At 40.3% G+C, this 12,134-nt stretch carries 7 protein-coding genes; 6 read left to right on the top strand and 1 reads right to left on the bottom strand.

Annotated features, from left to right (window positions below; translation table 11 throughout):
* Window positions 1–69 precede the first annotated feature (69 nt).
* Complete coding sequence (locus tag K6V26_RS22885; RefSeq protein WP_224263972.1) at window positions 70–765, bottom strand: TapB family protein; 696 nt, start codon at window positions 763–765, stop codon at window positions 70–72.
* A 203-nt stretch (window positions 766–968) separates the two neighbouring features.
* On the opposite strand from K6V26_RS22885, the gene nadB reads away from it, so the two are divergent.
* The 6 genes from nadB to K6V26_RS22855 all read left to right on the top strand — a co-directional run bounded on the left by nadB (window position 969) and on the right by K6V26_RS22855 (window position 12,129).
* Window positions 969–2,543 (top strand): L-aspartate oxidase, encoded by a 1,575-nt coding sequence (nadB, locus tag K6V26_RS22880; protein WP_129697152.1) that lies wholly within the window; start codon window positions 969–971, stop codon window positions 2,541–2,543.
* Window positions 2,544–2,673: 130 nt separating this feature from the next.
* Window positions 2,674–3,615, top strand: coding sequence for a FecR family protein (locus K6V26_RS22875; RefSeq protein WP_224263971.1), 942 nt, complete (start codon window positions 2,674–2,676; stop codon window positions 3,613–3,615).
* A 206-nt stretch (window positions 3,616–3,821) separates the two neighbouring features.
* Window positions 3,822–7,145: a TonB-dependent receptor gene (locus K6V26_RS22870; RefSeq protein WP_224263970.1), complete on the top strand. Its 3,324-nt coding sequence runs from the start codon at window positions 3,822–3,824 to the stop codon at window positions 7,143–7,145.
* Between the two features lie 13 nt (window positions 7,146–7,158).
* Window positions 7,159–8,769 carry a RagB/SusD family nutrient uptake outer membrane protein gene (locus K6V26_RS22865; RefSeq protein WP_224263969.1) on the top strand — a complete coding sequence of 537 codons (1,611 nt, stop codon included), beginning with the start codon at window positions 7,159–7,161 and terminating at the stop codon, window positions 8,767–8,769.
* Between the two features lie 9 nt (window positions 8,770–8,778).
* Entirely contained in the window at window positions 8,779–11,121 is a 2,343-nt protein-coding gene (locus K6V26_RS22860; RefSeq protein ID WP_224263968.1) for a glycosyl hydrolase, read from the top strand.
* A gap of 159 nt (window positions 11,122–11,280) precedes the next feature.
* Entirely contained in the window at window positions 11,281–12,129 is an 849-nt protein-coding gene (locus tag K6V26_RS22855) for an SGNH/GDSL hydrolase family protein (protein WP_224263967.1), read from the top strand.
* Window positions 12,130–12,134 lie beyond the last annotated feature (5 nt).

The following is a 12,134-nucleotide window of genomic DNA, read 5'->3' as shown; positions in this document are numbered from 1 at the left end:
CCGCCGCTTCACAGCAACAGCGTATCCACTTAAACCGGTCAAACAATTCCAAAAAGGAATATATTTTACTTATTTTACTTCTTCGAGTACGGAATAAGATTGCAATACATTATTATTATTGTATTGTTCCGTGCGGACTACCCCGATGTTGGGAGCATACCATTCATATCCGTAACCTTCGATTGTTTCTTTCGGGGAACGTGATTTGATTTTAAATTTTACCTTCGTGCAATCGAATGTTCCTGCCGGAGTGGTAATCTCTTCGGTTTTCACATATTCGCGGTCGTAAATCGAAATGTTCTTCCTGTCTTTACGATTCTTCTTTGAATAAATGTTGATCACGGCATCGTCGAAATAGACATCATCCGAAGAAGCTCCTTGCACTACGCTCGGATAATTGATTACAGCATCGGTAGCTGCCATTGCGGTATTCGTTGTAGTAACAAAAGATGGATTGGACAGCACCTCTTTCATATCCATAAAGAATTCGCCATCCTGGCAAAAAGCCTCCAGTTCGCCTTTGTCGATAACTGTTCCGCCATTATTGACGAACACATAATCGGCTTCGACTTCCAGGCCGGATTGTTTACTTTCCACCTCATCCACTACATAAGTCATTACACCTGACAGGTTTCCTTTGCCGTCATAACTCTTTTTCACCAGTTTAGTTCCTTTTGTCGTAGGGAAAAAGAACGTACAATCTTGTGCCATAGCCCCGCCTGCCAACATAGCGGCCAAAGCTACCAGTAAAACTTTAGATTTCATATTTCAAAACGTTTAAGTATTAATAATAAGCCGGATATCCAATGCGTAGTTAAAACAGGGGAAACCTGCGAATGTTTATGGCTTTTCTTTTAAAAATAGCAAAAGAATGCCTATTTCGCCCTTATTTATAAGGAAAGGGGGCATCGAAGGGTACAACCATAAAAGTTAATTCCTAACTTTGGCGATCTAAACAGTAATGTCTTATGGTACAAAGATTCGATTTCTTAGTGATAGGTTCCGGTATTGCAGGAATGAGTTTCGCACTTAAAGTTGCCAGCAAGGGAAAAGTAGCCCTGGTATGCAAAACTAATCTGGAAGAAGCTAACACATATTTCGCTCAGGGAGGCATCGCCTCGGTAACAAACCTGATTGTTGATAATTTCGACAAACATATTGAAGATACAATGATTGCCGGCGACTGGCTCAGCGACCGCGATGCCGTGGAAAAGGTCGTGCGCAACGCCCCTCAGCAAATCAAAGAGCTGATCAGTTGGGGTGTAGACTTCGACAAAGACGAGAAAGGCAACTTCGACCTGCACCGTGAAGGGGGACATTCCGAATTCCGCATCCTACACCATAAAGACAATACAGGTGCCGAAATACAGGATAGCCTGATTCAGGCCATCCAGAAGCACCCCAACATCACCGTATTTGAGAATCATTTCGCAATCGAAATACTGACGCAGCACCATCTGGGTGTCACCGTCACCCGTCAGACACCGGATATAGAATGCTACGGCGCCTATATCATGGACCCAGACGGACGAATCGACACCTTCCTCTCCAAGGTAACGCTGATTGCAACCGGCGGTGTAGGTGCCGTTTACCAGACAACGACCAATCCGTTGGTAGCCACAGGCGACGGCATAGCGATGGTTTACCGTGCAAAAGGGACCGTTAAGGACATGGAGTTTGTACAGTTCCATCCAACGGCCTTGTACCATCCGGGCGACCGCCCTTCCTTCCTGATTACGGAAGCGATGCGTGGTTACGGCGGCGTTTTGCGTACGCTGGACGGAAAAGAGTTCATGCAGAAATATGATAAACGTCTTTCACTGGCTCCCCGCGATATTGTGGCACGCGCCATCAAAAACGAGATGGATACCCGTGGAGATGACCATGTATATCTGGACGTTACACACAAAGACCCGGAAGAGACAAAAAAACATTTCCCGAATATTTACGAGAAATGCCTGAGCCTGGGCATCGACATTACCAAGGATTATATCCCGGTAGCTCCTGCCGCCCATTACTTGTGCGGAGGTATCAAGGTAGATTTGGATGCACGTTCTTCTATCGACCGTCTCTATGCGGTAGGCGAATGTTCCTGCACCGGTTTACATGGCGGTAACCGTCTGGCTTCCAACTCACTAATCGAAGCAGTTGTCTATGCCGATGCAGCAGCCAAACACAGTTTAGGAATCATTGATTCTTTGAAGTATCAGGAAAACATCCCGGAATGGAACGACGAGGGCACGACCTCTCTGGAAGAAATGGTCCTTATCACCCAAAGCGTGAAAGAAGTGGGACAAATCATGAGTACATACGTCGGCATCGTCCGCTCCGACCTGCGCCTGAAACGTGCCTGGGACCGTCTGGACATCATCTATGAAGAAACAGAAAGCCTGTTCAAACGCTCGGTTGCTTCGAAAGATATCTGCGAACTGCGTAATATGATTAATGTAGGTTATTTAATCATGCGCCAGGCCATCGAACGAAAAGAGAGTCGTGGATTGCATTATACCCTGGATTATCCGCCAGTAAAGAAGGAACAGTAAAATAAAAAAGAGCATCCCGTGAATCAGAGATGCTCTTTTTGTTTAAAATATTTCATTTTCCTACTAGGGATTTCTGAACTTGTGTTGTCTTTTCTATATAAGACAATAAAACAACATAAGTTAGCCTATAATGGATAAAGATATATTACAAAGATATGTAGAAGGAAATGTCAGCCCGGAAGAGATCATTGCCGTAGTCGACTGGCTGGATGCAGATGAAAGCCATGTCCGGGAATTTATGGCGTTACACAAATTGAATGATATATCCTTATTGAATCAACCGGACAGCAAAGTCGATGTCCAAAAGAAAAAGAAAACAATTACTTTCCGTCAAATAGGCTACGAACTTGCCAAAATTGCAGCTATACTCATCCTCTTCTGGGGAGGAACAAAATTATATGAAACAACTTCAGTAAAAGAAAATGTTATCGCTTATCAAACATTATACGTACCTGCCGGACAACGTGCCGAATTAATTTTACCGGACAGCACACATGTCTGGCTCAATGCACGTAGCAAACTCGTATATCCCATCAGTTTCGGGAAAGATATCCGTCAGGTAGAACTGAACGGAGAGGCTTATTTCGATGTTATCCATAATGAAAAACAGCCTTTTGTTGTAAAAACTCCTCAAATGGATATACAAGTATTAGGGACAGAGTTTAATGTGACAGCATATTCCAGTTCCTCTGATTTTGAAGTAGCATTATTAAGAGGTTGTATAGAATTATCCTCTCCCCGCTTATCTTCCAATTATAGAATGAAAGAGAAAGAACATATCAGATTACAAAATAACAAACTGATATCCAAAGACATTTCTGATTATGATTATTTCAGATGGAAAGAAGGCCTTATTTGTTTTAACAACGAATCAGTCGCTACAATCATAGAAAAACTCAAGCTATATTATGACATTGACATTGAAGTTTATAATCAGAAATTTATAAACAGCCGATATACCGGCAAATTCAGAACCAAAGACGGCATAGAACAAGTATTGAAAGTATTACAGATAGAACATAAATTTACCTATACAAAGAATAACGATTTGAATCTAATAACCATTAAATAAAAATGCCTATGATATAGAACGATCAAAGTAAAAAAATTTAACCGGATCATGCTCCAACATAATCCGGTTATGACAGTCAGTACTCTGACACAATAGCAAATTGATTTTAGTACCAACTTTCTAGAAATTTCAAAGTTATGAAAAAAAAACCTATAGGGGAAAAGTATGCCCTATTATTATCAAATTTTAAACACATATTCAGAGTTATGAAGTTAACCTTTTTATTATTTCTGTTATGTATTTCAGGTGTTTGGGCAAATAAAGCCAATTCTCAGACAACGAAAGTGAGTATCCAGGCTGAAAATATGTATATGAAGGATATTCTCAGTCAGATCGAATCACAAACAGACTTTTTGTTTGTTTACAATTATGAAAATGTTGACCTATCCCAAAAAGTATCATTGAATGCTTCGAATATCTCGGTTGCCGAAGTTCTGAAAATAATTTTCAGGAATTCGGATGTAGTATATGCTATGGAAGGTAATAACATTCTGTTAATGAAAAACACAGCAGAAGGGCAACAACAAAATAGCAAAAGAATAACCGGTAAAGTAACCGATTCAAAGGGAGAAGCTATTATTGGAGCAAATGTTGTAGTAAAAGGAACAATGAACGGGACAACTACAGATATGGATGGTAACTATTCTCTGAATGTTTCTCCTTCTTCTATTATACAGGTTTCTTATATCGGCTACATTACACAAGAATATCCGACACAAAACAAAAAATCTTTCAATATCATTTTGAAAGAAGACTTACAGGCTTTGGATGAAGTAGTAGTTGTAGGATACGGAACCCAGAAAAAGGAAGTGGTTACTGCTGCTATTACAACAGTAAAAGCATCGGATATTGCAGTCAGCCCATCAGCAGATGTTGCAGCAGGTCTGGCCGGACGTTTGTCGGGAGTTATCATCAATACCCGTTCCGGAGAAGTCGGAAACGAAGGTACTTCCATCTTTGTCAGAGGTAAAAGTACCTATGCTAACGGGACAGAACCTTTATATGTTGTCGATGGCATTGCCAGAACAGAAGAAGATGGAATTCTATCCAGAATGGACCCTAATGACATTGAGTCGATCTCTGTATTGAAAGATGCTTCTGCCGCCATTTATGGTTCAAGAGCAGCAAACGGTGTCATCCTGATTACTACTAAACGTGGTAAAGAAGGGGTAAAGCCTACTATTAATATCACCTACAATCATTCTTTTGCGCAACCAACCCGCATTGTTGAAATGGCAGATGCTGCGACATATGCAACAGCACACAATTGGGCTAATTTAACAAAAGGTCTTGAACCCACTTATTCTGAAGAGGAAATCCGTAAATTTGCAGACGGATCTGATCCGCTGAACTATCCGAATACCGATTGGTACAGAACAGTACAAAAGACATGGACACATCAGGATAAAGCCAATTTGTCTCTACGAGGAGGTAGCGAAAAAGTTCAATATTTCATGTCCGGCGGATTTTTGAATCAAGGTACGCCCTTTAATAATGGTTTCACCCACAACAGACAGATTAATGTCCGTTCAAATCTGGATGCCCGGGTAAATAATTATATAAAGGTCAGCTTGGATTTATCTGCAAAAAAATTAGACCGTGTTTTACCTCGTGACGGATCCGTAAACGGTGGATCTATGTATTCCCACGTAGCATTAAACTTACCGACTATATTAGCCAAATATCCGGGAACAGATCTGGCAGCACCAGCCCGTGACGGAGATAATCCTTTAGTACAAACTTCCGGAGAAGCAGGTGAAACCAAAACAGACCGTTGGATTTTTAATTCCCTGGCAAATATTACAATTGATCTTCCTTGGGTAAAAGGACTTTCTCTGGTTGGAAGTATCGCTTATGACTATTATCATCAGAAGTACAAACAGTTCAAAAATGTAGCCTATGTCTACAATTATGACCAGGCAATGAATGAGTATTCTAAAGTAATGGTTCCTACGGTATCCAGTCCGTCCCTGAATATAGAAGAAAAACGGTCGGAAAGCTTAACAGGAAATGTTCGTGCCAATTATCACAACTCATTTAATAGTGTACATACGATCGATGCCTTCCTGGGATTTGAAGGAAATAAATCGAGTTCTAATATGCTGAGTGGTTATAGAGGTAATTTTCCCAGTGGAATGATTCCCGAGTTACCGTTTGGAGACAGCAACACACAGACAAACAACGGCTCCTGGTCTGAAACTGCCCGTCTGAATTATTTCGGTCGTGCTTTATATGATTATGATAACAAATACATGGTTCAGTTCCAGTTCCGTTATGATGGTTCTCAAAACTTCCCTCCGGGCAATCGTTATGGTTTCTTCCCTGGAGTATCTGCCGGATGGACCCTTTCCAGAGAAAACTTCATGTCCAATATCAATTGGCTGGATAATTTGAAATTAAGAGCATCCTGGGGACAAATGGGTAATGATGCGATTGCTGCTTATCAGTATTTGGTATTGTATGGATTATCTTCCGGTGCTGTGTTCAATGGAGCTCAGGCTTCCGGACTATATCAGAAAGGTACACCTAATCCGAATATAACATGGGAAATCGCAAACTCCTACGATATGGGTGTAGAATCCCGCTTCTTCGGAGGCCAGTTAAGCTTTGAATTTGACTGGTTTAAATCCCGCCGTACAAACATTTTGACAAAACGTAACGCATCTGTTCCTGAATTTACCGGTTTGTCTTTGCCTGATGAAAACATTGGTATTGCAGAAAATACAGGTATAGAATTCATGATCGGTCACCAAAAGGCTGTCAATAAAGATTTCTCATATTCTATTTCCGGAAACTTCACTTACGCCAAGAACAATGTCGTATTTTCAGATGAAGCACCTATGGCAGAAGAGTATCAGAAAGCCGAGGGACATCCGATTGGCAGTTCATTGCGATACAAAGCAATCGGTATCTATAGCGAAGCAGATATAAATGACTCGAATGTAGCAAAGCGTCCGGGAACTATGGCTGGCGATATTAAAATATTTGATGCAAACGGAGATGGCGAAATCAACTCATTAGACCAGATTCGTCAGGACTTGACCGATATTCCTCAAATTGTGTATGGTTTAAACTTTAGTGTTACCTGGAAACAATTTGATATCTCATTATTGTTCCAGGGACAAGCAAAAGTAATCAATACAATCCAGGAAGCATGGGTAGATCCTTCATCAGGAGGTGCCGGTAACTTAATGAAATGGTGGACAGAAGACATGTGGACTCCGGAAAATCAAGATGGTACAAAACCACGCTTAGGAACCCCGAACAGAATTAACGGCACAACATTTACTAATATAAGCGCAGCTTTTTTCAAATTAAAAAATGCTGAAATCGGTTACACTTTACCTGCATCAGCCAGAGGAAAGATCGGCGTAGCGAATGCCCGTATTTATTTAAGCGGAACAAACTTATTCTCGATCGACCATATGAGAGGTATGGGTATTGATCCGGAAGCTACAGGTTCCGGTTACGGAGGTTGGGCACTCAACCCGCAACGATTGATCAATTTAGGTGTTAATATTTCATTTTAAAAAACAGTAAGTTATGAAAAATCTAATAGTATATATAGTATCTGCCATGTCATTACTAACAGCGTGCGATGCTTTAGATATTACTCCCAGTGATAGTTATTCTGATCCCGTTGTCTGGCAGGATCAGAATTTGATAAAAATGTTTGTAAACGACCAATATGGAGCATTGGTTGGACAAGATAACTTTTATCGTTATTCATTCTTCTCAGACGAGGTATATCAAAAATACAACGATGAAGGATGCAATTATGTTCGCGAAAATATTTTAACATCTGATAATATAGGCGCTGTCGGCGAAATCCTACATTTTTGGAAAGCCGGATATAAATATATCCATAATACAAATACTTTCTTCACTAACATTGAAACGGCAAAGGTCGATGAAGACTTCAAGAAAACAATGATTGGTGAAATGAAATTCATCCGTGCCTTTATCTATTTCCGGCTAATCCGCTCCTATGGCGGTATTCCCATCATAGAAGATGCTTATGATATCAACAGCGACTGGTCTGATGTTAAGCGAAATACTTATGATGAATGTGTTGACTATATCATTAAAGATTTGAATGATGTAATAGCCACTCTACCCGACCAACCGGGAGAACGGAACCGTGCAAGTGCAAATGCAGCCCGTGCTTTAAAATCGAGAGTTTTGCTTTACAGTGCCAGTGCTTTGAATAATCCGGAAAATAAAAAAGAAAAATGGCAATTGGCCTCAGATGCTGCTAAAGACCTGTTCGATAAAGGATATGCTTTATGCGACAACTACAGAGAAATGTTTTTAGATGTAGCAAACAGTGAATATATTTATGCCAAAGAATTCAGTGAAACTTATTCCCATGCACTTGGCTTCAATCTGGCATGTACAGGAGACGGCGGTCGCGGATGGTCTACTCCTTCACAAAATTTGGTAGATGCTTATGAAACGTTAGAAGGAGAAATTCCCGTACTGAATTCAAAAAGTGGAGAAGTGAATCCTAACTCGATGTATAATCCGGAAAAACCTTATGAAAACCGGGATCCTCGTTTTTACGATTGTGTTTATTATAACGGGTCTACTACAAAAGACGATCGTATAGTTGAAACATTCCAAGGTGGAGCTGATATGCTAAACCAGGATATGACAATGACCAGTTACTATTTGAGAAAGTTTGTAAATGAAAAAGAACCTATTTCTCAATCACACCATTATACGACACCATTCCCGTTCTTCCGTCTGGCTGAAATCTATTTGAACTATGCGGAAGCTGAATATCAGCTGGGAAATGAAGATATAGCCAGAGAATATGTAAATAAGGTAAGAGCACGCAAAAGTGTGAATATGCCTCCTATTACAGAGAGTGGAGATGCATTATTAAAACGTATCTATCATGAACGTCAGATTGAACTGGCATTCGAGGGGCATCGTTATTTCGATCTGAGACGCTGGAAAATTGCAGACAATGCACCTATCATAGGTTTCAAAATTACTAAAAACGGAACCAATGATTATACGTATGAAAGATATACATTGTCGCTGACATCCCGTGAATCAGACTGGAAAAATGCATTCTTTGTGTTACCTATTCATTATCAGGAAATACAGAAGAGTAATAACAGCCTGGAGCAAAATCCGGGATATTAATAAAATGATATGACAAGAAACTTTGCAGTTACAATAACGATCAGTAGTTTCTTTATATTAGCAGGGTGCACGTCTTCCAGTGCACCCACTGATAATGTGAAAGAAATGCATACAAATTTCGTGAATCCTCCGAATATGTATCGTCCTCAAGCCTTTTGGCACATCAACGGAGAATTAACGAAAGAAGGTATTTATGAGCAAATAACAGATGCCCACCGAAAAGATGGCTTTGGCGGTGTTGCTATATTACCATTAACTCCCGCACAAATGTGGAACGGAAAAGATATTTGCCCGGGAACAACTCCGGAATATCTGAGTGAAGGTTATTTTGACCGCTACAGGGATATTCTGGAATGTTCAAAAGAATTGGGAACAGAAGTAATCCTCTATGATGATGTCGATTTCCCCAGCGGTGTACTTGGAGGCAGAATGACAAAAGAATTTCCCCAACATACACAAAAGAGACTTAGCAAAGAGGAGAAAGATATCGTAGGTCCGCAAAAAGTCCACAAACATGTTCCTACAAAAGATTTGTTCATGGGAACTGTTGCAATGAATACGGAAAACCTGGAAAGAATCGACCTGACTGATCAGGTAACAAATGGCATATTAACCTGGGATGCTCCGGAAGGGAAATGGAAAATTATGTCTTTTTATTTGGAATACAATGTAGACTCCCGGTTGGATTATATGGATGAAGCAGCGATTGACCAGTTCATATCAATGACTTACGAGCAATACGCTAAACGTTTCAATGATTTCTTTGGAACAACTGTTCGGAGATCTTTTTTTGACGATGTCGGTTATCTGGGTAATTCCCGATATTGGAATGCCGCTCTAACTGAATCCTTTGAAAACCGTTATGGGAAAAAGGCCGTTCTTTATTATCCGGCTTTATGGTATAACATAGGATCAGAAACAGAAGCAGCCCGTATCGCATTTTACGGACTACGGGCAGAACTGATAGGCGAAGGATATCCGAAAAAAGTAGGAGAATGGAGTACCCGCCACGACTTGATCAGTATGGGGCATCCGCCTGGAAATTATGAGCCAACGGCTGTTGATATGTATGGCGACCCGTTTAAATATTATCGCCACGTACCCGTTCCGCTGATGGATGCTATCCACGGTTATCCTTATGGCCGACCGGGATTCAAACTGATCAGTTCGGCCGCAGATGCTTTTGATCGTCCTAATGTTGCAGTTGAAATTTACGGAAATTACATCGCAGAGATGGATTCTTTGATGTTGTACCGGGCAGCGATGGAATTGATGGTAAGAGGCGCAAATCTTTTTGTACCCCATGGAATGTGGTATAATCCGGATATGGTCAAAATACCACCGTTAATCGCCCATTATAGTAAACTATTAGGACCTGCATTACATCAATACAGTGATTACATGGGACGTTCTGTTTCTCTGTTACAGGATGGGAATCGGGTTGTCGATATAGCTGTACTGTATCCGATTGAATCATTGGAAGGATGGTATGAATTGGATAATCCGAACCGCCCTACAATAGGAAAAGACGTTCCTCCCGGAACAGACTATAATCGAATCAGCGATATGTTGACAGGGCAAATTCGTCAGGATTTTACATTCGTTCATCCGGAAGAACTGATAAAGAATAAATATCAGATTATAAATGATGAACTATGCTTATCCGCTTCAGTAACACATCAGAAATACAAACTATTAATTATGCCTTCATCACAAATTCTATCAGTCGAGGCCTTGAAAAAGATCAAAGCTTTTTATGAAGCAGGAGGCAAAATATTAGCAACCAATCAGTTACCTAATAAATCCGCTGAATTTGGTCGGGATACAGAACTGGTAAATCTGATAAAAGAGATATTCGGTATTAATCCTTTGGAAGTTATGCCAGACAAACAGGTTTCCGAATCAAATTCACAAGGGGGAAAAGCCTTATTTTTACCCTCTGCTGAAAAAGATATTCTAGCGAAAGCAATAGAAACTTTATTACCTGATCCGGATGTTCACATCGAAAAAGTCGACCACTTAGATCAACCGGATGCTTTACACCGTCGGTTATTAGGTGTAGATGAATACCGTAATCTTCCTTCCGAAAAGCTGGGTATGCTTTCATATATTCACAAGCAAAAGAATCGAAAGGATATTTATCTGTTTGCCAACTCTACCGATCACCCGGTAAAAACGAATGTATCATTGAAAGGAAAACTTAGCTTGGAAATCTGGAATCCGTATACCGGTTCAATGGAAAAAAAAGTGAACAGTAAGTACGAGAAAAAGGAGAATGGTATAACCTATACAACCTTTACCCTTGATCTATCTCCTGTAAATTTTGTTTTTATAATCGGAGAAGAAAAGTAAGTGAGTTTATAATTTATGAGGGCATATCATCAAAAATGCTCTCATAAATTATACAGATAATATTTCTCCATGCCTTTTGCTATTTCAACATTTCTTAATAACTTCCAGGCCTCATTCGATTAGACTAATGCTTTGAAAAATAATAGATTAATTTGTACCATGAACACGAAATATTCTGCAATTCTACTTTCCGGCTTGATTTTATCAGCCGATGTATGTCCTTGTATCGCTGCTCTGCATTCTTTTCAAAAAGAACCTGTAGCAACAGAAATCGGAAAAAGCCAATGGAAAGGGAAAAAGGTAGCTTTCCTGGGTGATTCCATTACCGATAAAAGCCATGTCGGCACAACAAAAAATTACTGGCAGTATCTGGAAGAGATGCTAGGTTTGGAGGCCTGGGTCTATGGCATCAATGGAGACCAATGGAAAGGTATATTGGCACAAGCACAAAAACTGAAAGAAGAAAGAGGTGATCAGGTTGATGCGATAATCATTTTTGCCGGAACCAATGATTATAATGAAGGTATACCTTTAGGAGATTGGTATCGAACGGAAAATACCAGTGTTGAGGTTGCCGGACCATCACAGGAAATGCGTGTTAAGCGTATCCAACAAACGGAAGATACCAACTTTAGAGGACGCATAAATAAGGCAATGTTATTCCTGAAAGAAAACTTCCCTACTCAACAAATTATTTTACTCACACCAATCCATCGTGCCCAGGCTTACTTCGGAGACAATAATATTCAACCGGAAGAAGCCTTCCCGAACAAATCAGGATTATATGTGGACGCTTATGTCGATATTATAAAGGAAGCCTCCAATATATGGGCCGTCCCGGTTATAGACTTAAATAGTATTAGCGGACTTTATCCAATGGCAGACTCACATACTGTTTACTTCCATGACGAAAAGACCGACCGCCTTCACCCAAATGCAAATGGTCATTACCGGATGGCAAAAGCACTCGTTTATCAGTTATTGGCTTATCCTGCTGATTTTAAATAAAAAAT

Source organism: Parabacteroides goldsteinii, from assembly GCF_020091425.1.
GTDB classification, from domain to species: Bacteria; Bacteroidota; Bacteroidia; order Bacteroidales; family Tannerellaceae; genus Parabacteroides; species Parabacteroides goldsteinii.
Note: the sequence above shows the minus strand (reverse complement) of the source record. Positions and strands in the feature narration are given on the sequence as shown.

Coding starts and splice junctions, on each gene's coding strand:
- K6V26_RS22885 (WP_224263972.1), bottom strand. CDS start 765: ATGAAATCTAAAGTTTTACTGGTAGCTTTGGCCGCTATGTTGGCAGGC.
- nadB (WP_129697152.1), top strand. CDS start 969: ATGGTACAAAGATTCGATTTCTTAGTGATAGGTTCCGGTATTGCAGGA.
- K6V26_RS22875 (WP_224263971.1), top strand. CDS start 2,674: ATGGATAAAGATATATTACAAAGATATGTAGAAGGAAATGTCAGCCCG.
- K6V26_RS22870 (WP_224263970.1), top strand. CDS start 3,822: ATGAAGTTAACCTTTTTATTATTTCTGTTATGTATTTCAGGTGTTTGG.
- K6V26_RS22865 (WP_224263969.1), top strand. CDS start 7,159: ATGAAAAATCTAATAGTATATATAGTATCTGCCATGTCATTACTAACA.
- K6V26_RS22860 (WP_224263968.1), top strand. CDS start 8,779: ATGACAAGAAACTTTGCAGTTACAATAACGATCAGTAGTTTCTTTATA.
- K6V26_RS22855 (WP_224263967.1), top strand. CDS start 11,281: ATGAACACGAAATATTCTGCAATTCTACTTTCCGGCTTGATTTTATCA.